This window comes from Methylobacterium sp. J-001, from assembly GCF_022829565.1.
GTDB lineage: Bacteria > Pseudomonadota > Alphaproteobacteria > Rhizobiales > Beijerinckiaceae > Methylobacterium.
Window position 1 is genome coordinate 1 of the sequence record NZ_JAKSYN010000176.1, and the last position, 20,091, is coordinate 20,091.

Below are 20,091 nucleotides of genomic sequence, written 5' to 3' on the forward strand. Positions count from 1 at the left end.
CGGCCGCCTGACAGCACGGCAAGGAGATTTTTCCAGGTTGCGAGGACGATGAGAGTTGATGGCGAACCGGTCAGACCGGGAGCCGGGACACCCCGCCGAACGTCCAGGGCGTCATAGCCCGCAAAGCAGAGTGGGACCCAGTTCGCAGATACCATCAGGGCCAGCGGTCACATGAACGACTGCATCAACAGGCCGGACACAAGACTGCACCCGACCCACGCATCAGAAGCTCAATTCGCCCCTTGCAATGCGGGAGCCATCCACACAAGACATTCAGCGCGACGGCTGTTTCGCTAAGCGATTCGCATTAGGGCACGCTACGGATCGAGGAACACCGAGATAGTCCGCAGGCGTGTGCGACCCAGTGCGCGACTTGGGAAAGTCCGCTCCCAGGCTGACGAGAGGAGCAGCCTATAGCTGGTTTGGGTAGTTTTGGGCCCGTCCGCTTTCGGGAAGCAAAGTCGGGAAACCGAACATTCAATCAATTGGGGCGTAGGACAGCTTCGCGCCCAATGTCGCCGTTTATCCAATCCTCGCAGCATCTCAAAAGCGAACGCTGCTGCAAACGTCGTGGGTTGGATCACGTGAACGAAGGTGCCCGGCCCGGGACGGACATATGTACCTGCCGATTCGCAAGTATGCGAAGGTCCCGCACTCACATGTCTTCGGATGATCCGAGGAACGCCCGTACCGTATCGCGGAGAAAAGCCGCATCGGCCGGGTGGGTGGAGGGATTGCCCGCACGGTGGCCCCAAATGCTGGGGATCGGCCGCAGGATGGCATCGCGGAGGTGGGGCAGCTCGGCCGCGTTGTCGGCGACTCGGAAGTAGAGGTCGGTCTCCCCGGGCATCAGCAGCAGCCGGGCCGTGATCGCGCCGAGCGCCCGCGCCAGGTCGCCGTCGAAGCCTGGGTTGCGGCTGATGTCGCCCGCGTCCCAGGTGCAGAGCTGTGCGTAGAGGTCGGCCGCCGGGCGCCGGGCGAAGCGTTCCTCCCAGTCGGTGCGCAGGAAGGTGTCGAGGTCCGGCGCGCCGAGCGTCGTCCGGTGTAGGTCTGCCCGGTAGAAGTCCTGGCTGAGCGCCCAGCCGGCGTAGATGCGCCCGAAGGCCCGCAGCGACGCGGCGGGCTCGGCCGAGAAGCGGCCCGCGCCACGATACTCGGGCGCGGCCTCCAGCACCGCCATGAGGCCCTTCAGGAACACGCGGTTGTGGGTGGCGGTGCGGGCGCTGCCGCAAGTGATCACCGCCCGGGCGACCTGCTCGGGGAACAGGGCCGCCCAATGGTAGGCTTGCTGAGCGCCCATCGACCAGCCGTAGACGGCATGCAGATGCGCGATCCCCCAGGTCTCGGTGATGAGGCGGCGCTGGGCGTGAACATTGTCCCAGGCGGTGACGAGGCCGGGCCAGTCCGGCGTGTTCGATGGGCTCGATGACAGCCCGTTGCCGAACATGTCCGGGATGACGATGAACGAATGCTCTGGATCGAGCACGCCATCCGGGCCGATCAGCCATTCGAGGTCGGGATGCTGGGCCGCGTAGCTCGTCGGATAGAGCACGACGTTGTCGCGTCTGGGCGAGAGCGTCCCGTGCGTCTTCCAGCGCAGATGCGCGCCCGGCAGCACGGCGCCCGACTGAAGCGGCAGGTCCCCGAGTTCGAAGGTTCCGGTAGCCGTCGGCCATCCGGTCACGGGCGCAACGTCCGGACGAAGCCGACATGCCACTTGGCGTAGCCGCGCTGCAGCACGACGAGGCGCTTGCGCATCGCCGCGTGGGCGTCCGGAAGGCGGTGGAACGGGATCGACGGATAGAGGTGGTGCTCGGTGTGGAACGGCATGTTCCACATGAGCAGACGCATCAGGCCGTTGGTCAAGGTCGTGCGGGTGTTGGTCAGGCCGTTGTCGTCCATGGTGCAGAGCGTGTGCTCGGTGAGCAGGTAGAGCCGCAGGAACGGCTGCCCGAGGAGCTGCGGCCCGATCCAGAACACCAGGGGCGCCCACCAGCCGATCAGCACCATACCGAGAACTGAGACGCCGAGCAGGAAGGCGCACATCAGTCTGAGCGACCGGATGATGCGCGGCGCGGTGCGCTCCGTGATGAAGGGGTAGGCCGATAGGTCGCCGCGCAGGCCGGCCGCAGCAACTTGGAGGCGGGTGCGCCAGTAGGGCAGCGCCATCACGCGCCAGACATAGGCGTCGAGGGTTGAAGGTGGCAGCAACGCGAGTTCGGGGTCGTGCTCGGGATCCTGCGTGTGGCGGTGATGGGCGAGGTGGAAAGCCGTGTAGAAGTGCCAGTTCAGGAGCGACGGGCAAGCGACTGGCCAGCCGACGGCGGCGTTGGCCCGGCGCGAGCGGAACGCGGTCAGGTGGATGGTCTCGTGGATCGGCGCAAACAGCGCCGATTGCACGATGCCGAGCAGCATCATGGCGGGCAGCAGCGTCCACGATCCGGAGCGCCAGACCAGCCAGCCGGAGCCGGCCAACATCAGGACATGCGCCCCAAGGCGCATCGCACCGCGCAGGTCCGAGCGCTGCGACAGCGCCTTTACCTCCGCGCCCGACAGAATCCGTCCGCTCGCCGAAGCCATGGATCTCCCCGAAAGTTGCACGCGCCTCGCAAAACACATGGCCGCTGCATCATCCGTGCCGGTGCCGCGGGCCTTCGTCGCCGAACCGGCGGGCGCACTCAGGCGGTCAGCGCCTCGGGCGCCGACGCGTCGAGACCGCCGAACAGGCGACGGCCGGGCATCGCGGCCACGAGGCCGCGGGTGTATGGGTGATCGGGCGCCGCGAAGATCGCAGCGGCCGGTCCCGTCTCAACGATCCGGCCCCGCTGCATCACCGCGACCCGGTCGGCGATCCGGGCGGCGATGCGCAGGTCGTGGGTGATGAATAGCATCGCGAGATTGTACTCGGCACGGAGCTCCGCCAACAAGTCGAGCACGCGGGCCTGGACGGAGACGTCGAGCGCCGAGACGGCCTCGTCTGCCACGAGGACGCGCGGCTTGAGCGCCAGCGCCCGGGCGATGCAGATGCGCTGGCGCTGGCCGCCGGAGAACTCGTGCGGGAAACGGTCGGCGGCGCCGGCTTTCAGGCCGACCCGCTCGAGCAGCGCCCGCGCCTCGGCGACGGCCTCGGCCTTCGGTACGCCGTAGGCCATCGGGCCGCGGGCGATCGCCTCGCCGACCCTCTGGCGCGGGTTCAGCGCCGCGAACGGATCCTGGAACACGATCTGGATGCGGCGGCGTGCGACCCGGAGCGCCTCGCCCCGCAGGGCCAGGAGATCCTGCCCCTCGAAGCGGACCCGGCCCGAATCCGGCTCGGCCAGACGCAGGATCATCTGCCCGAGGGTCGACTTGCCCGATCCCGACTCGCCCACTACCGCCACCGTCTCGCCGGCCGACAGCGTGAGGGAGATCCCGTCCGCGGCGACCACGCGGCGGGCCTGACGGAACCACCTTTGCCGCGTGATGAAGGTCTTTGAGAGTGCCTCTATCTCGAGCAGCGGCGGCAATGCCGCCGTCGTCCTGCGCGCCGGGCGGCCGCTGCCATGCGGCACCGCGGCGATCAGGGCCCGGGTGTAGGGGTCGCGGGGCGTGGTCAGGAGCGCTTCGGCGCTGCCCTGCTCGACTACCCGGCCGTCGCGCATCACCACGACGCGGTCGGCCATCTCGGCGACCACGCCGAAATCGTGCGTGATCAGCAGGACGCCCATCTGCCGCTCGCTCTGGAGGCGGCGGATCAGCGTGAGGATTTGCGCCTGCGTGGTCACGTCGAGGGCGGTGGTCGGCTCGTCGGCCACCAGCAGCGCCGGATTGTTGGCCATGGCGATGGCGATCATCACCCGCTGGCGCTGGCCGCCCGACAGCGCGAACGGAAAGCTGGCCCGGATCCGCGCCGGGTCCGGCAGGCCGACATCCTGGATCAGCGCGCCGACCCGCGCTCCGACCGCGGCGCGCGGCGTTTCCGGCGCATGGGCCCGTATGGCCTCGGCAATCTGCTCGCCGATACGCTTCAGCGGGTTCAGCGCGCTGAGCGGCTCTTGAAAGATCATCGCGGCGTCGCGTCCGCGGATGGCGCGCATCTCCGCCTCGGACGCGGTGGCGATGTCGCGCCCGCGAAGCGTGACGCCGCCGCCGGCCAACGTCACCCCCGACGGCAGCAGGCCCAGGATCGCATGGGCGATCATCGACTTGCCCGACCCCGACTCGCCCACGAGGCAGACGATCTCGTTGGCGCCCACCGTGATCGAGACGTCGCTCACCGCCTGGGCCCGGTCGGCGCCCCGCGGCAGGCTGATGGAGAGGTCCGTTATCGTGAGGACCGGCTGGCTCATGCGCCGCTCCGCCGGGCAAGCCGCGGGTTGAGCGCGTCGTTGAGCGCCTCGCCGACGAGGTTGATGGCGAGCACCGTCACCAGGATCGCAGCACCGGGGAAGACGCTCGTCCACCAGGCCTGCCGGATGACCGTGCGGGCGGCACCGACCATGTATCCCCAGGACATCAGGTTCGGATCGCCCAGACCGAGGAAGCTCAGCGCACTCTCGATCAGGATCGCGGTGGCGACCGTGAGCGAGCCGGTGACGATGATCGGCGCCAGGGCGTTCGGCAGGATGTGGCGCAGGACCAGGGCCGCGGGGCGCTCGCCCTGGCAGGCGGCGGCCCGTACGAAGTCCCGGTTCTTCAGCCGCAGGAACTCGCCGCGGGTCAGGCGTGCCAGCGGCGGCCAGCTGATCGCCGCGATCGCCAGGATCTCGTGGGCGAGCGACGGCCCCAGGGTCGCGACCAGCAGCACCGCCAGGATGAAGCCGGGGATTGTCTGGAACAGCTCGGCGATCCGCATCAGTACGCCGTCAACGAGGCCGCCGAACCATCCGGCCGTCGCACCGAACACCACGCCGACCAGCAGAGCCGTGAGCGTCGAGGCGAGGCCGATCGCCAGCGAGACCCGGGCGCCGTGAGCGAGGCCCGCGGCGATGTCCCGGCCCATCGTGTCGGAGCCGAGGGGCAGGTCCGGGCTCAGCGGCGGCTCGAATGGCGCGCCGACCATTTCCCAGGGATCAACCGGGACGAGGAGCGGCGCGAAGATCGCCACCGCGACCACCGCAACGAGCAGCACGAGGCCGATCACCCCGCCGGGGTTGCGCAGGAACGCCCGGATGACCCCCATCACGCGGCCTTCGCGGAGGCGGCGATCCGCGGATCGATGAGCCTCGAGAGCAGGTCGGTCAGCATGTTGATGAGGATCACGAGCACGGACATCACGAGGAAGATCCCGAGCAGGACCGGATAGTCGCGCTGGCTGAGGGCCTCGAATACCAGCCGACCGAGGCCCGGCCAGGCGAACACCGTCTCGACCACCACCGAGCCGCCGACCAATGCGCCTGCCTGCATGCCGGCCACCGTCACCACCGGCAGGATCGCGTTGCGGATCATGTGGTCGCGGATCACACGGCCGCGGGTGAGGCCCTTGGCCCGGGCGGTCTTCACGAAGTCTTGGGCGGCGACCTCGACGATCGAGGTCCGCATCAGGCGGGCGTAGACCGCCAGATAGACCGCGGCGAGCGACAGGACGGGCAGGATCAGGTGCGCCAGCACGTCGCCGACCTGCCCCAGCGGCGAGAACGTCGTGCCGACGCTGCGGTAGCCGAAGGCCGGCAGCCATTCGAGCTGGACCGAGAAGACCAGCACCAGCATCAGGCCAAGCCAGAAAACCGGCATGGCGTAGAGCACCAGCGCCACGAGGCCGATCAGGGTGTCGGACCACCGGCCCGCCCGCACCCCCGAGAGGGTGCCGAGCAGGATCCCGGATCCGAGCGCCAGGGCGAAGGCCGTGCCGGTGAGCAGCAGGGTCGCGGGCAGCCGCTCCAAGACGAGGCCGAGCACCGGGCGCTGCTGCCGGTAGGAATAGCCGAGATCGAGCCGCAGGACCCGCCCGAGATAAGTCGAGAGTTGTACCGGGTAGGGCTTGTCGAGGCCGTATTCCGCCCGGAGCTGCCGGAGGAGCGTCTCGTCCGAGGCGCCGGACTGGCCCGCGATGACCTGGGCCGGATCGCCGGGCGCCGCGTGGACGAGGGCGAAGTTCACACTGGCGATGACCAGGATCACCGCCAGCGTCCGCGCGATCCAGGCGGCCAGGGCGGCTATCGTCCTCATGCGCGATAGGCCCGGGCGAAGGTGTCGTTCACGCCACTGCCCGTGACGACGAGATCCTTGATGCGCTTGTCGGTGAAGGCCGGGAAGTCGAGCTCGGTGAGCCATGCAACCGCCGCGTCCTCGACCAGGATCTTCTGGACCCGGCTGTAGAGCGTCTGCCGGGTGGCGTCGTCCCGCGCGACTGCAGCCTCCTCGAACAGCCTGTCGACTTCCGGGTTGCTGTATCCGGAGGTGTTCGAGAACAGGATGCCCTTGCGGATGTTCGAGGAAATGTAGGAGCGTGCCACGCCGAGCGCCGGATCGCCGTACTGGTAGGTCCAGGGCGCGGACATCTCGAATTCCCAGTTGCCGCAACGCGCCGCCCAGCCGCCGACGTCGATGCCCTCCAGCACGATGTCGATCCCGACTTTGCCGAGGGACTGGCGCACGTACTCCGCCACCCGCTCCCACATCTCGCCATAGGGCGGCACGAGGTACTTGAGGCTTACCCGCTTGCCGTCGGCGGCGGGCTTCAGCCCCATCGCGTCGAGGAGCGCCATCGCCTTGGCGGGGGCGTACTCGTATTTTGGCACATTCGGCTCGTAGAACCGGGTCTTCGACGAGACCGGGCCGGTGGCGACCTTGCCGAGTCCGAAGAAGACGCGCTTGCGCAGGGCCTCGCGGTCGATGGCGTGCAGCACCGCCTGGCGGAAGCGCTTGTCGTTCATCGGCGCGATGCGCGTGTTCATCTCCAGCCAGAGATGGGGCGCGTAGAATTCGTAGCCCTTCGTGGTCATGTCGAGGTTCGGCAGCGCCTTGAGGCGCGGCACGTCGAAGGCCTCGACGTCGTTCCACTGGGTCAGCTGGATCGTGCCGCTCTCCAGGGCGACCGCCCGCGAGGCGGCGTCCGGGATCACCCGGTAGTAGATCTCGTCGAGATAGGGCTCGCCCTTCCGGTAGTAGCCCTCGTGGCGCACGAGGTGGATGTGGGAGCCTTTCACCCACTCCTTGAGCTTGAACGGGCCCGTGCCGATCGCCCGGGCGTTGTTTGGGTTCTGCCGAAGGTCGGTGTTCTCGTAGAGCGCCTTGGAGATGATCGGCGCGGTCGTCGCATCGAAGGCGTGCAGGAACGGTGCGAACGGCTCCTTCAGCTTGAACACCACGGTGAGCGGGTCCGGCGCTTCGGCCGAGGCCAGGCGTGAGAACGTGCCGCGCGCCCGGGCATGGGCCTCCATCAGCGCCTTCGTGACCGAGAACACCACGTCCTCCGAAGTCATCGGCGACCCGTCGTGGAAGGTGATGCCGGGAAACAGCTTGAAGGTGTAGTTCAGGCCGTCAGGGCTGCGTTCCCAGCTCTGGGCCATGCCGGGCTTGGGCGTCAGATCGAAATCGTAGGTCAGCAGGCTCTCGTAGATCTTGCCGCATACCGTGAGCGTGGGCGCCTGCTGATTGAGCGCCGAAACCAGGATCGGTGGCTCGGGCTGGATCACGGTGTTGAGGACGCCGCCCCGGGTCTGGCCTGCAGCGCGCGTGATGCCGAAAGGGATCGGCCCCGCCGCCCCTGCGACGAGCACCAGCTTGGCGAAATCGCGACGATTCATCCGGGACCTTTTCAAGCGCCTCGGACCGTCCGGGCGGACGGTCCTGCAATCCCCACGGCAGGCCGGGGCCGTTCCAGCCCAATGCATCGAACAGGCCACTTATGGGCATTGAGACGAGGCGGCCGACACGGAGAAGGTGAAGATGTCCGTGCACCGCCGTCGAGAAACGCACCGCGCCCGGCCTGTGTCGCCGCGCTGCTGCCTCCTGCTGGCCTGACCCAGGGCCGCAGCCGACGCCGGGACGATCGTTGAAGCAGAGAGTCGTATCGTCCTGGTATTGGGCTTGCCTATCCGGCCCGGACAGAGGGCGAATGCACATGAGACGATCCTGGCTTCCCGGGCTGCTTGCAGCCGCGGCGGCGTTCCTGGCACCTCTGGCGCCTGCATCGGCCCGGGCGGAAACGACGGTGCGGGCCGTGCTCGAAGCCGAGATCGTCACCCTCGATCCCTATTTCACCACGGCCTACATCACGCGGACCTTCGGCTTCATGGTCTACGACACGCTGTTCGCGCCGGACGCGAAGGGCCTGTTCAAGCCGCAGATGGTCGACACGTGGTCGGTGTCGGACGATCGCCTGACCTGGCGCTTCACCCTGCGCGACGGTTTGCGCTTCCACGACGGCACGCCCGTCCGGGCCGCCGACTGCGTCGCCTCGCTGAAGCGCTGGGCGGCCCGCAGCGCGCTCGGCGGCCGGCTGATGGACGTGGCGGCCGCCCTCGACGCCGTGGACGACAGGACGTTCGTGCTCACGCTGCGGGAGCCGTACGGCCTCGTGCTCGACACCCTTGGCACCACGTCGAGCCCGACGCCCTTCATCATGCCTGCCCGGCTCGCCGCGACGCCGCCCACGACGCAGCTCACGGAGGTCATGGGATCCGGTCCCTTCGTCTACGACCGCACCGTGCACATCACCGGCGACCACATGCTGCTGCGCAAGAATCCCAACTACCGGCCGCGTTCCGAACCGGCCGATTTCCTCGCCGGCGGCAAGGTCGTGAAGGTCGACGCCCTCGACATCCGCGTCATCCCGGACGGTGCGACCGCCGTCGGGGCCCTCGGCGCCGGCGAGATCGATCTCATGCAGTACGCGCCCTTCGATCTGATCGAGCAGATCGAGCGCAACAAGAATCTGGCGGTGATGAACTTCACCGGCCCGCACCGGTTCACGGGGCATTACAGGATCAACACGGCGGCCAAGCCCTTCGACGGCCCGGCGATCCGGCGCGTGCTGCTCCGCCTCGTGGATCAGCGCGAAGTCCTGGACGGGTTCGGCCTCAACCCGCGCTTCTCGCAGACCTGCGACGCCTTCTTCATCTGCGGCTCGCCCTACGAGACGCATGTCGGGGCCGAGCTCCTGCACGATCCGTCCGTCGCGGCGGCGCGGGCTGCCCTGAAGGCGACCGCCTACAAGGGCGAGCCGGTGATCGTGATGGCGGCCAACGACCTCGAGGCGGCGCGCGTCTCCTCCACGATCCTGGCCGACCGGCTGAAGCAGGCCGGCTTCACCGTCGATCTCCAGGTCATGGATTGGGCGGCCCTGCTTGCCCGTCGCACCAAGAAGACCGGCTGGAGCGTTTTCGGCATTCACGCCCTCGGCCTCGATCTCAGCTCGCCGCTGACGAACTCGGCGATCAACTTCACCTGCAAGGATGCGGCGAGTTCCGGGTTCATGTGCGACACGCGCATGGTCGGGTTGTTCGATCGGTTCGCCCGCGAGCCGGATCCGGACAAGCGGCGTGACATCGCCGGCGAGATCCAGTCCATCGTCTACGGCGAAGGCCTGGTCGTACCCTTCGGCCAGTTCGCCCAGCCGGCAGCCTACCGGACCTCCCTGACCGGGCTGATCCCGTCCGCCATCCCGCTCTTCTGGAACGTCGAGAAGCCATGAGCGCTGCCGTGTACGATGTCATCGTCGTCGGCGCCGGCTCTGCCGGTGCCGCCCTGGCCGCGCGCTTGTCGGAGGATCCCGGCCGCCGGGTGCTCCTGCTGGAGGCGGGCCGCGACTGGCGGTCCGCAGATGCCCCGCCGGCCCTGCGCTCGGCCAACATCGTCCCGTTCATGTACGATCCGAGCCACCAGGCGGACTGGCAATGGCCGGGGCTGATGAGCCGCCGAACCCGCGCCCAGGAGCCCCGCTTCTACTGGCGCGGTCGCGCGCTCGGCGGCAGTTCGACGGTAAACGCGCAGATCGCGATCCGCGGTGTCCCAGCTGCCTTCGATGCCTGGGCGGCGCAGGGCTGCACGGGTTGGTCGGCAGAGGACGTGATGCCGCTCTTCGACCGGATCGAGGACGACGCCGAATTCGCCACCGAGGCAGGGGCCCGTCGCGGCGGTCCGCTGCCGGTCTACCGCGCCCCGCTGGACGCGTGGGGCGCCGTCGACCGCGGGCTGAGGGAGGCCGCACTGGCGGACGGCTATGCCTGGAAGGCGGATCTCAACGCGCCGCAGGGCGAGGGCGTGTCGTGCAACCCGATCAACAGTCGCGACGGGCACCGGGTCACCACCAACGACGGCTATCTCGAACCGGCCCGCAACCGGCCGAACCTCGAGATTCGCTGCGAGGCGCTGGTCGATCGCGTCCTGTTCGAGGGGCGCAAGGCCGTCGGGCTCCGCGTCCGCTTCGGGACGGACGCCTGGACCGAGCTCCACGGCCGCGAGATCGTCCTCTGCGCCGGCGCCGTCCACAGCCCGGCGATTCTGATGCGCTCCGGCATCGGCCCCGCCGAGCCGCTTCGCGCCCTCGGCATCCCCATCCTTCACGCGCACGAGGCGGTCGGCGGTAATTTCATGGATCACCCGATCCTGAGGGCGACGATGGATCTGAACCCCGGCCACTGGGCCCTCGGGCCGGATGCCCGCCATACCAATTGCTGCGTGACCTATTCGAGCGGTCTCGCGGGGGGCGGCGAGCGCGACATGATCGTCGTCGCCTACAATCACCGCGGCCTGACGGGTCTGGAACCGACCCCGCAGGGTGCCGTCGGCGTCGGTCTGTACGACGCCTTCTCGCGCGGTTCCCTGCACCTCACATCGGCTGATCCCGAGATCAATCCGGTCATCGAGGAGAACATGCTCGACGATCCGCGCGACCGCCTGCGGCTGCGCGATGCGGTGCGGCGGCTGGCGCGCCTGACGACGCATCCGGCGCTGGCCGACCTCGCGACGGCGATCCGGTTCGGCGAGAGCCCCCTCGCGCTGGGCGAATCTGCGCGCCTCCCGGATTCCGAACTCGACGACCTGATGCTCGCGGAAGCGGGCGACATCCAGCACGCGGCCGGCACCTGCCGCATGAGCGGTTGGCAGGACGCATCCGGCGTCGTCGATCCCGATCTGAAGGTCCGCGAGGTCGGCGGTCTGCGGGTCTGCGACGCGTCCATCATGCCCAGCGATTGCAGGGCCAACCTGCATTTCACCTGCGTGATGATCGGGGAAAATCTTGCTCGGCGCATGAGCAATCAGTAATTTCCGGCGCCTATCGACGCCAAATTATCAATTCTCTCGAGGACATCGGTCGCTCGCCATGGCCTGTGAGGCTCGAGATCAGACCCAATCGTGCGGGTCTTTGCGGTGATCGATTTGCGCCGACCGCAAAGACTGGCGCTGATGGAGCCCTTAAGCGCCGAAGAAGGGCTGATCCCTCTGATTTGGACACTGGAATGGCCAGCTGTCTTAGAGACTCTCACAAAACTCCCGCCGCACCGTCGCGTGCGAAGGGAGAGCTCCCGGGAACCGGAAGTTCTGTGAGGTGCACTTATTCAGCCAAATATTGCCATGGAAGCCAATCTACCCCTCGACGAAAAAGGATCGAGTTCCGCTCCACCGCGACGGATGAGCCGCCGGAAGACAACGGTATCCGCGGCCGAGTCAATCCGTGTTGCGCTTCCAGCCTCAAGAAACAAGGACGGTCACTCAGAAACTGAAGCACGGTTCAACGCTGGATAAGGCGATGCCTGCTGGTCTCCTGGGCGAACGGCCTCGGGGGGGCGGTGGAAACGTGGTATCGCTGCCGGTCCGCTTCTTGCTCGCCCCGCTCTTGGGCTTCGATCGAGGCCGGTGAACCAGGAGATCCTGCATGCGCCGATCCCTGCACACGGACGAGGAGATCGCGTTCCTGCTCGCGGAGGCCGCGCGGGGCATACCGGTCGCCGAGATTTGCGCGAGCGCCCAAGTCTCGCTCGGCACCTACTATCGCTGGCGGCGGCGGCTCGGTGGGCTGAAACCTGCGGGTGTGGCCCGGCTCGCTCAGGTCGAGCGGGAGAATGCCGGACTCCGGGCGGAGGTGCAGCGGCTCCGGGCCGCCCTGCTCCTGCAGCCGGTGCGGGCAGAGCCGATCCGGACGGCCGTGACCGAACGCACGGCCCCACACCAGGGACCGCGCCATCGCGGCGCGGCCGCCTGTGTCGGCCGCTTCGCCTTCGGGCGAAGCGCGAACTGATCTCCCGGATCCCCGCCGCCTCAGGCGGGCTTGCCGGGAGCCGTGCCGAGGGCGGACTTGGACATGAGCATGTGTACGCCCTTGTTGCCGTCCACCGTCTGGGTGATCCGCAGGTTTCCGGCCAGAGAGCAGAGCATGTAGGCCTGGTTGCGGGTGAGGCTGCTCCGGGCGCAGACCAGACGCACCATCTCGCGCACCGCCTGTCGCATCGCCTCGTCGAGGCTTTCGTGAAGGCCGATCGACATCAGGTCGGTGGGGGTCTCGGCGAAGGGCCAGGCGCCGGGGAGATCCTTGCGCACGGTGAGCCGGAAGGTGCCGGTGAGTCCCGTCTCCAGGGCGGTGATGCAGACCTCGCCGTCGCCCTGCACGCCATGGCCGTCGCCTGCATAGAAGCCGCCGCCGGGATTGAAGACCGGCAGGTAGAGCGTCGTGCCGACGCGCATCTCCTTGTTGTCCATGTTGCCGCCGAAGGCGCGGGGGACCGGCGTGCCGACCCGGCCCCAGGCGGCGGGCGGGGCGGTGCCCATGATGCCGAAGAACGGATCGAGGGGCAGCTCGGTCCCCCAGGGTAGGCGGCAGAGGCCGCTGGCCGTGTCGATGTCGGCGTGGACGGTCTCGTACTCAGTGAACTCGTCCGGCAGGGTGCCGAGCAGCGGCAGGATCGCCACGAAGCCCCAGTCGAGGCGGAACTTGAGGTCGAGGATGTCGACCTGCAGCATGTCGCCAGGCTCGGCCCCCGTCACATGGACCGGGCCCGTGACGAAGTGCGGACCGGGGCCGCGCTCCAGCGTGTCGAGGGCGTGGAGCAGGTCGGCCGGCACCCGGGCCGGGTCGGGGTGGAGCGACTCGCGCCCGCCCGCCGGATGCGAGTGCAGGGTGACAGTGTCGCCGGACGCGACCGTGAGCACCGGCGGCAGCGCCGCGTCGAAGTAGCCGAGCACCATCGTCTCGGGCGTGGCGGGAATCTCGTGATGGGTGGGCACGGCGTTTCCTCGGGTTTCTGTCAGACGACGATGTGACGGGTGAGAGCTTCAATGTTCAAAGAGCCGGCGTCTCCGCGCTCGACGACGCTGCCCCGGGACAGCACCACCACCGCGTCGGCCACCCGGAGCGCGAAGTCGAGATACTGCTCCACGAGCAGCACCGTGATCCGCCCCTTCAGGCCGGCGATCACCGTCTCGATGGCGGCGACGATCGAGGGCTGGATGCCTTCCGTCGGCTCGTCGAGCAGGATGGCGCGGGGTCGGGTGGCCAGCGCACGGGCGATGGCGAGCTGCTGCTGCTGGCCGCCCGAGAGGTTGCCGCCCGGGCGGTACCAGAGGCTGCGCAAAGCCGGGAACAGGACGGCCGCCTCGTCGATCGCGTCGGTGCGATCAAGCCCGTGAGCCCGGGCCGCGACCCGCAGGTTCTCGGCGACCGTCAGGTCGGGGAAGATCTCGCGTCCCTGGGGCACGTAGGCGAGCCCCGCACGGGCCCGCCTGTCGGGGGACAGGCGGGTCAGGTCGGTCCCGTCGAGGGCGATCCGGCCGCGGCTCGCCGGGATCAGGCCGGTGAGGCAGCGCAGCAACGTGGTCTTGCCGGCGCCGTTGCGGCCGAGCACGGCGAGGCAGGCCCCCGGCTCGACCGCGAGGCCGATCCCGCGCAGCACCTGTGCACTGCCGTAATGCTGGTCGAGCCCATCGACATCGAGGCGCGCGGGTGCGGGCGCATGGGTCATCGGCCGAGGAAGACCTCGATCACGCGGGCATCGCGCCGGGCGCCGGGCATGCTGCCTTCGTAGAGCGTTCGCCCCTCGTGCAGGACCGTCACCCGGTCGGCGATGGCCTCGACGAAGCCCATGTCGTGCTCGATCACCAGGATCACTCTGTCCGGCCGACGGAGTGCCCGGATCAGCGCGGCGGTATGGGCCGTTTCGGCATCGGACAGGCCGGCCACGGGTTCGTCGAGCAGGAGGAGCCTGGGCTCGGCGGCCAGGACCATCCCGATCTCCAGCCACTGCTTCTCGCCATGCGCCAGGGTGCCGGCGGACACCGTGGCGCGCGGGGCGAGGCCGATCTCCGCCAGGACGGAGGCGATGCGAGCGGGGCGTTCGCGCGCCGGCAGCGCGGGGCCGCAGCCGATCTCCAGGTTCTCGCGCAGGGTGAGCGCCGGGAAGACGCTCGGCTTCTGGAACTTCCGCCGCACGCCGGCGCGGGCGATCTCGACCTCGGAGCGCTTGGTCAGGTCGATCCGGTCGCCGAGCATCACCCGGCCGGAGACCGGCTTGGTGACGCCCGAGATCACGTCGAGCAGCGTGGTCTTGCCAGCGCCGTTCGGGCCGATCACGGCCCGCACCTCGCCCGGGTCGACCGCGAGCGACACCGCATCGAGCGCCGTGAAGCGGCCGAAGGCGACGGTCAGAGCCTCGACGGTGAGGGCGCTCATCGGGCGGCCCGCAGCCAGGTTGGGCGTAGGCGCAAACCCACGAGATCGAGCAGGCCGTTCGGCAGGCCCAGCACCACGAGGAGCACCAGCCCCGACAGGATGAAGGGCCACGCCTCCGGCATCGCAGCGCTGAGCCAGAACTTCAGGCCGTTGACGAGGATGGCACCGATCACCGCCCCGCCGAGCCGTCCCAGGCCGCCGATGGCGACCCAGACGGCGATCTCGATGGAAAGATCGGGCGCCAGCACCCGCGGGTTGATGATGCCGACCTGCGGCACGTAGAGGATGCCGGCGAGCGCGGCGATCATGGCCGAGAGGCACCAGATCCCGAGCTTCAACCGTGTGGTGCTGTAGCCGAGGGTGCGCAGGCGGGTCTCGTCGTCGCGACAGGCGAGCATGCGGCGCCCGATTGCGCTGCCGACCAGCACCCGCGCGCCCGCGAGCACCGCAGCCAGCGCCAGCAGGGCCGCGACCGCGAGGCCGGTGACCACGCCGGGCGATCCCATGGACCAGCCGAACAGCAGTGGGAAACCCGTCATGCCGTTGTTGCCGCCGAGCCCGGTGTCGTTGCGGTACATCAGCAGCATCGCGACGTAGACGAGCGCCTGGCTGATGATCGAGAAGTAGACGCCGTTGACCCGCGAGCGGAACGAGGCGAGCCCGAACACGAAGGCGACGAGGCCGGCGAGCGCCAGCGCCAGCACGAACGCGTACGGCGCGTGGTCGAGGCCCACCCAGTAGGCCGGCAGGCTCTTCCAGCCCATGAACTGCACGAAATCCGGCAGCGCGCCGGTCACGGCGGCACCGTGGGCCAGCAGGTGCATGGCGCACACATAGCCGCCGATCGCGAAGAACAGCCCATGCCCGAGGCTGAGGATGCCGAGATAGCCCCAGACCAGGTCGAGGGACACCGCGAGGATCGCGAAGGCGGCAAGCTGACCGATGGCGTTGATCAGGTACGGCGCTGGCGGCGCCACCAGAAGGGCGACGGCGGCGGCGAGGCAGAGGCCGACGAGGCCGGCGACCAGGGGATCGCGCACCGCGCGGCGCGCCGGTCCGAGGGGGCTCGCGAGGGCGGTCGTCTGCGCTGCGCCGTTCATCGCCGCCGCCGCACCGCGAACAGGCCCTCGGGCCGGCGCTGCAGGAACAGGATGATGCCGATGAGCACGATCACCTTGGCCGCGACCGCGCCCGAGATCGGCTCGATCAGGACGTTGGCGCCGCCAACCCCAAGGGCCGCCACCAGGGTTCCGGCAAGGCTGCCGACGCCGCCGAGCACCACGACCATGAAGCTATCGACGATGAAGCCAGATCCCATGCCGGGATTGACGCTGTAGATCGGGCATAGCGCCACGCCGGCGAGGCCCGCCAGCCCCGAGCCCAACCCGAAGGCGAGGCGGTCGACTCGGCGGGTCGGCAAGCCCAGGCAGGCGGCCATGTCGCGGTTCTGGGTCACGGCCCGGATGTCGAGCCCCAGCGGCGTGCGGCGCAGGATCAGCAGCGTCAGGACCAGCGTCGCCGCCGCGAAGCCGATCGCGAAGAGGCGGTTCCAAGTGACGACGAAGTCCGCGTAGAGCGGCACGCCGCCGCTGACATAGGCCGGCATGGCGAATTGGAGGTTCTGAGTGCCGACGGTCACGCGCACGAGGTTCACCAGGAACAGGCTCACCGCCCAGGTGGCGAGCAGGCTCATCAGCGGACGCCGGTAGAGGTGGCGCAGGATCAGCGCCTCGACGACGATGCCGACCAGGGCGACCGCCAGGAAGGCGACCGGGATCGCCGCCACGAGGTAGAAGTCGAGCAGCGCGGGGGCGAACCGACGCAGCACCTCCTGCACACCGTAGGTGGCGTAGGCGCCGAGCATGATGAACTCGCCCTGCGCGAGGTTGATCACGCCCATCAGCCCAAAGATGATCGCGAGCCCGGCCGCCGCCATGAAAAGGATACTGGCGAAGCTCAGGCCGTTGTAGAGGATCGCGAGGCCATCGCCGATCGTGACCGCACGCCCGACCTTGGCGAGACCCGCATCGAGGGCGGCCCGGAAGGCTGGGTCGGAACCGTAGGCGGGGTCGCCCTTCAGTGCGGCGAGCCGCGCCGCGGCGGCCCCGGACGGGCTCGCGGCCACGGCGGCGATCGCCGCCCGGCGCCGGGTCGGATCGGGCGAGGACAGGGCGGCCGCCTGGGCGAGGCCGGCGATCGTCCCCTTCAGCGCAGCATCTGTCTCCGCGTTTCGCGCCCGATCGAGCACCGCCGCCGGGACGGTGGCGATGCGCCGTTCCAGGACCGCAAGACCGGCAGAGCGCGCCGCGGGCGTCTCTTCGGTGAGCAGCGCCACCACGCCGCGTGCAGTCTCGACGGCGGCACGCTGGCGCAGGCCGAGAACCGGCGCGCGTGCCTCGGCGGACGGCCGGCGCGCGCCGGTCACGGCGTCCTGGCCCCCCGCCGCATTCGGGCCCTCGAGCAACAGGGCACCGTCCGGCGGGCAGGTGAGGCGCCGCTCGGCGAGGGCGCCGAGAAGCCGCCCGGCGAAGGCGAGGTCGTCCGCCGGCAGATCGCCGCCGGCGCGGACGAGCCCCTCGGCGGCGCCGACCTGCGCGGCGCCATCCCCGCACAAGGAGCCGGCGAACATCGTCCGGTCGAGCGGCGCTGCGGAGGCTGGGATTGCCAGGAGCGCCAGACACCAGAGCGCCAGGAGAGCACGCCGAATCGGATCAACCATAGGGGCTGAACGGGACCGGCTTCGGCGCGTCGGCGGATTGCCAGAGCACGTCGAAGCCACGCTTCTCGTTGACCGACCCGATGAAGACGCCGCGGGAGACGTAGTTGTTCTCCCCCGTCATGGTCAGCGTGTAGCCCGACGGGTCGTCGAAGCTGAGGCCCGCGAAGGCCTTGCGCACCTCTGGAACCGCGAAGGAGCCCGCCTTGGAGGCGGCGAGCGCCCAGAGATGGACGCTGTCGTAGGCCGAGACCATCGGATCGATCACCGTATCTGCACTGAATGGGACGTTCTTGGCCTTCACGTATGAGGCCCAGTCACCGAGGAACGTCTTGTTCAGCTCGCCCTTGGCGGCCTGGAGATAGGCCCAGCAGTTCAGGTGGCCGACGAGCTTGCCGGTATCGAGACCCTCGAGATCCGCTTCCACCATGTCGAGCCCAAGGATCGGCACGTCGGTGGCGCTGATGCCCTGGTTGGCGAATTCGCGCAGGAAATCGGGGATCGAGGAGCCGACGACGGTCAGCACCACGATCGGCTGGCCCCCGGGCTGGCTGGCGAAGCTGCGCACCTGGTTCACGAGGGTCTGGAAGTTCGAGAAGCCGAAGGGTACGTATTCCTCGCGCCACGCACTTTCCGGGATCCCCTTGCTCTTCCAGTACCCCTTCAGCTGCTTGTTGATCGTGCGCGGCCAGACGTAGTCCGAGCCGATCATGAAGAAGCGCTTCGCGCCGACGCCGTCCTGACCCATTAGGTAGTCCACCGCCGGCAGCACGGAGCTCGCGGGCGGCGAGTTCACGTAGACGACGTTCTTGGAATTCTCGTCGCCCTCGAAATGGAGCGGGTAGAACAACAACCCGTCATTCTGCTCGACGACGGGCAGCACCGATTTACGGGACACGGAGGTCCAGCAGCCGAACAGGGCCGCGACCTTCTCCTGCTGCAGCATCTGCCGTCCGACCTGCGCGTAGAGTGGCCAGTCCGAGGCAGGATCGGAGGTCAGCACCTCGATCTGGCGCCCGTTGACGCCGCCGCGGCCGTTGATCTCGTCGGCGGCCATGCGGACCACATGGTTCAGCCGGCCCTCGATATTGGCCATCGTGCCGGATGACGAGAACAGGCAGCCGAGCTTGACGGTGTCGGCGGCGAAGGCCGGCCGGATGAGAGCCGGTGCCGCGAGCAGCGCCGCGGTGCCGACGAAGCTGCGCCGCGTGAGATGCGTCATCGATCCCGAAGCTCCCATGGATTGAGCGCCCGATTGTCGGCCGATGTTCGGTAGCCGGGAAGGTCAAAGAGGCTGCAACCCGGCGAGGATCTTGCGCATATTGGCGGCACATGCGCGCACGAATGGCGGTCTTCGGCTGAGAACGTCAAAATTATCGTATCAATTACGAGCTTCTCAACCGTCGGAAACGGGGCGAGACTTCGTCAAAATCACGAGGGCGGGTGCATCCAGCCCACGTCACCGGGGCGCAGGAATGCCTGCGCCGGTCGAGGCGCGTCCTACCAGACGTTTCGGTCGCGAATGGCACGCTTCTTGTGAGCATCACATCAGCGCAGCGTCGCGCAAGGCGACGACTACGGGTTGGCGTGCCGTCGATACTGTGAGGTGCCGGGTGACCGGATCTCCGCGACCGCTTTGCCCCTGTCACGACCTCGACATCGTCGCGCGTCCGGCCGGGAGCCGGCGCACCGCCTGAAAGACTCCGACATCCGCCTCCTGAGGAGAGCCGATATGTGCGACCGTCACGGCGATTATCGCGTTCCCGATTTCTCACGGTTCAAGCCCAACCGCAGACGCTTTCTCGGCGGAACTGCCGCAGCGCTCACGCTCGCCGTGGGGCCCGGCACGATCGGCCAGGCCGCGGCGGCCACCGGTATCCGGGCGACGCACGGGACCGGCTTCTGCAATCTGAACTTCTTCCTGGCCGAGGCGATGCAACTGGCCAAGGACGATGGTCTCACCATCGACTTCGTGAACACGCCGACCTTCTCGGATCAGGTCACCTTCCTCGGCATGGGCCAGGTCGATGCCGGCGTGATGCCCTATACGAGCTTCATGGCGCTCTACGATGCCGGCGCCCCGGTGAAGATCGTGGCCGGCGGCGGCATCGAGGGCTGCGTGCTGGTTGCCCAGCCCGGGCTCGACAGCCCGGAGAAGCTGAAGGGCAAGACGCTCGGCACCTTCCAGCTCGATACGCTCGAAGTGCTGCCCTACGACTGGCTGAAGAAGAATGGCGTCGCCTTCAAGGACATCACGGTCCGCTACATGGGGTCCACCCCGGAAGCCGTGGAGGCGTTCCGCGCCGGCGCCCTCGACATCATCTCCACGATCGAGCCCTACGGCACGGCGCTGCTGACCGACGTGAAGGGCGCCGTAAAGCTCTCCGACGGCACCGACATCTACGGCAAGGGCTATACTGACTGCGTGCTCGCCGTGCGCAATGAGCTGATGGCCAAGAACCCGGGCGCCGTCAGAGCCCTGATCAAGGGCATGATGAAGGCTCAGGCCCTGGCCGAGGGCGACCCCCAGGCCGCCCTGAACAAGCTCGTCGGCTCCTACTACAAGACCTCGATGAGCAACGCCCAGCTCGCCATGGGCCGGCAGCCCTCGGTGGTGGACGCCCGCAACCAGACGCAGTTCATCCTCGACCGGACCGATTCCGTCGCCGAGATGGGCTACATCAAGAAGAAGCCCGGCCGCGACGCGATCGACTGGACGCTCTTGGAGCAAGTTATCGCCGAGAACCCGGATCTCTACAGCAAGCTCAAGCTGAAGTCGGCCTGAGCG

16 protein-coding genes are annotated in these 20,091 nt (G+C 68.7%); 4 read left to right on the plus strand and 12 right to left on the minus strand.

All coding sequences use genetic code 11. From position 1 onward, the window contains the following. Positions 1–655: 655 nt before the first annotated feature. The 6 genes from MKK65_RS22015 to MKK65_RS22040 form a co-directional block, all read right to left on the minus strand. The gene (locus tag MKK65_RS22015; RefSeq protein ID WP_243960205.1) at positions 656–1,684 is read right to left on the minus strand and encodes an alpha/beta fold hydrolase; all 1,029 of its coding nucleotides are present in this window, start codon (positions 1,682–1,684) and stop codon (positions 656–658) included. After that, positions 1,681–2,580, minus strand: coding sequence for a fatty acid desaturase (locus MKK65_RS22020; protein WP_243960206.1), 900 nt, complete (start codon positions 2,578–2,580; stop codon positions 1,681–1,683). The genes MKK65_RS22015 and MKK65_RS22020 overlap by 4 nt, the downstream gene beginning before the upstream one ends. A 98-nt stretch (positions 2,581–2,678) precedes the next feature. After that, a complete protein-coding gene (locus tag MKK65_RS22025; protein WP_243960207.1) occupies positions 2,679–4,328 on the minus strand; it encodes an ABC transporter ATP-binding protein in 1,650 nt (549 codons plus the stop codon). Continuing rightward, entirely contained in the window at positions 4,325–5,161 is an 837-nt protein-coding gene (locus MKK65_RS22030) for an ABC transporter permease (RefSeq protein ID WP_243960238.1), read from the minus strand. The genes MKK65_RS22025 and MKK65_RS22030 overlap by 4 nt, the downstream gene beginning before the upstream one ends. Continuing rightward, entirely contained in the window at positions 5,161–6,147 is a 987-nt protein-coding gene (locus tag MKK65_RS22035; RefSeq protein WP_243960208.1) for an ABC transporter permease, read from the minus strand. The genes MKK65_RS22030 and MKK65_RS22035 overlap by 1 nt, the downstream gene beginning before the upstream one ends. Continuing rightward, on the minus strand, positions 6,144–7,727 hold the full coding sequence (locus MKK65_RS22040) for an ABC transporter substrate-binding protein (protein WP_243960209.1): 1,584 nt from the start codon (positions 7,725–7,727) through the stop codon (positions 6,144–6,146). The genes MKK65_RS22035 and MKK65_RS22040 overlap by 4 nt, the downstream gene beginning before the upstream one ends. Before the next feature lie 317 nt (positions 7,728–8,044). Here MKK65_RS22040 and MKK65_RS22045 point away from each other — a divergent pair, with 317 nt between their 5' ends. The 3 genes from MKK65_RS22045 (at position 8,045) to MKK65_RS22055 (ending at position 12,163) form a co-directional block, all read left to right on the plus strand. Then, a complete protein-coding gene (locus tag MKK65_RS22045) occupies positions 8,045–9,616 on the plus strand; it encodes an ABC transporter substrate-binding protein (RefSeq protein ID WP_243960210.1) in 1,572 nt (523 codons plus the stop codon). 8 nt (positions 9,617–9,624) lie between these two features. Beyond that, positions 9,625–11,190: a GMC family oxidoreductase gene (locus MKK65_RS22050; protein ID WP_243960239.1), complete on the plus strand. Its 1,566-nt coding sequence runs from the start codon at positions 9,625–9,627 to the stop codon at positions 11,188–11,190. A gap of 610 nt (positions 11,191–11,800) precedes the next feature. Beyond that, a complete protein-coding gene (locus tag MKK65_RS22055; protein ID WP_243960211.1) occupies positions 11,801–12,163 on the plus strand; it encodes a transposase in 363 nt (120 codons plus the stop codon). Positions 12,164–12,183: 20 nt separating this feature from the next. On the opposite strand, the gene MKK65_RS22060 is transcribed toward MKK65_RS22055, so the two are convergent. Genes MKK65_RS22060 through MKK65_RS22085 form a run of 6 tightly spaced genes read right to left on the minus strand, consistent with a single transcriptional unit; the run spans position 12,184 to position 18,525 of the window. Further along, positions 12,184–13,146 (minus strand): acetamidase/formamidase family protein, encoded by a 963-nt coding sequence (locus MKK65_RS22060; RefSeq protein WP_243960212.1) that lies wholly within the window; start codon positions 13,144–13,146, stop codon positions 12,184–12,186. Between the two features lie 20 nt (positions 13,147–13,166). Beyond that, positions 13,167–13,880 (minus strand): urea ABC transporter ATP-binding subunit UrtE, encoded by a 714-nt coding sequence (urtE, locus tag MKK65_RS22065; RefSeq protein WP_243960213.1) that lies wholly within the window; start codon positions 13,878–13,880, stop codon positions 13,167–13,169. Further along, positions 13,877–14,587, minus strand: coding sequence for an ABC transporter ATP-binding protein (locus MKK65_RS22070; RefSeq protein ID WP_243960214.1), 711 nt, complete (start codon positions 14,585–14,587; stop codon positions 13,877–13,879). The genes urtE and MKK65_RS22070 overlap by 4 nt, the downstream gene beginning before the upstream one ends. Then, positions 14,584–15,687: an urea ABC transporter permease subunit UrtC gene (gene urtC, locus MKK65_RS22075; RefSeq protein WP_243960215.1), complete on the minus strand. Its 1,104-nt coding sequence runs from the start codon at positions 15,685–15,687 to the stop codon at positions 14,584–14,586. Before urtC ends, MKK65_RS22070 begins: the two co-directional genes overlap by 4 nt. After that, positions 15,684–17,306: an urea ABC transporter permease subunit UrtB gene (gene urtB / locus MKK65_RS22080; protein ID WP_243960216.1), complete on the minus strand. Its 1,623-nt coding sequence runs from the start codon at positions 17,304–17,306 to the stop codon at positions 15,684–15,686. The genes urtC and urtB overlap by 4 nt, the downstream gene beginning before the upstream one ends. Further along, positions 17,299–18,525 carry a transporter substrate-binding protein gene (locus MKK65_RS22085; protein WP_243960217.1) on the minus strand — a complete coding sequence of 409 codons (1,227 nt, stop codon included), beginning with the start codon at positions 18,523–18,525 and terminating at the stop codon, positions 17,299–17,301. Before MKK65_RS22085 ends, urtB begins: the two co-directional genes overlap by 8 nt. Positions 18,526–19,035: 510 nt before the next feature. On the opposite strand from MKK65_RS22085, the gene MKK65_RS22090 reads away from it, so the two are divergent. Beyond that, positions 19,036–20,088 (plus strand): ABC transporter substrate-binding protein, encoded by a 1,053-nt coding sequence (locus tag MKK65_RS22090; RefSeq protein WP_243960218.1) that lies wholly within the window; start codon positions 19,036–19,038, stop codon positions 20,086–20,088. Positions 20,089–20,091 lie beyond the last annotated feature (3 nt).

Coding starts and splice junctions, on each gene's coding strand:
- MKK65_RS22020 (WP_243960206.1), bottom strand. CDS start 2,580: ATGGCTTCGGCGAGCGGACGGATTCTGTCGGGCGCGGAGGTAAAGGCG.
- MKK65_RS22025 (WP_243960207.1), bottom strand. CDS start 4,328: ATGAGCCAGCCGGTCCTCACGATAACGGACCTCTCCATCAGCCTGCCG.
- MKK65_RS22030 (WP_243960238.1), bottom strand. CDS start 5,161: ATGGGGGTCATCCGGGCGTTCCTGCGCAACCCCGGCGGGGTGATCGGC.
- MKK65_RS22035 (WP_243960208.1), bottom strand. CDS start 6,147: ATGAGGACGATAGCCGCCCTGGCCGCCTGGATCGCGCGGACGCTGGCG.
- MKK65_RS22040 (WP_243960209.1), bottom strand. CDS start 7,727: ATGAATCGTCGCGATTTCGCCAAGCTGGTGCTCGTCGCAGGGGCGGCG.
- MKK65_RS22045 (WP_243960210.1), top strand. CDS start 8,045: ATGAGACGATCCTGGCTTCCCGGGCTGCTTGCAGCCGCGGCGGCGTTC.
- MKK65_RS22055 (WP_243960211.1), top strand. CDS start 11,801: ATGCGCCGATCCCTGCACACGGACGAGGAGATCGCGTTCCTGCTCGCG.
- urtE (WP_243960213.1), bottom strand. CDS start 13,880: ATGACCCATGCGCCCGCACCCGCGCGCCTCGATGTCGATGGGCTCGAC.
- MKK65_RS22070 (WP_243960214.1), bottom strand. CDS start 14,587: ATGAGCGCCCTCACCGTCGAGGCTCTGACCGTCGCCTTCGGCCGCTTC.
- urtC (WP_243960215.1), bottom strand. CDS start 15,687: ATGAACGGCGCAGCGCAGACGACCGCCCTCGCGAGCCCCCTCGGACCG.
- urtB (WP_243960216.1), bottom strand. CDS start 17,306: ATGGTTGATCCGATTCGGCGTGCTCTCCTGGCGCTCTGGTGTCTGGCG.
- MKK65_RS22085 (WP_243960217.1), bottom strand. CDS start 18,525: ATGACGCATCTCACGCGGCGCAGCTTCGTCGGCACCGCGGCGCTGCTC.
- MKK65_RS22090 (WP_243960218.1), top strand. CDS start 19,036: ATGTGCGACCGTCACGGCGATTATCGCGTTCCCGATTTCTCACGGTTC.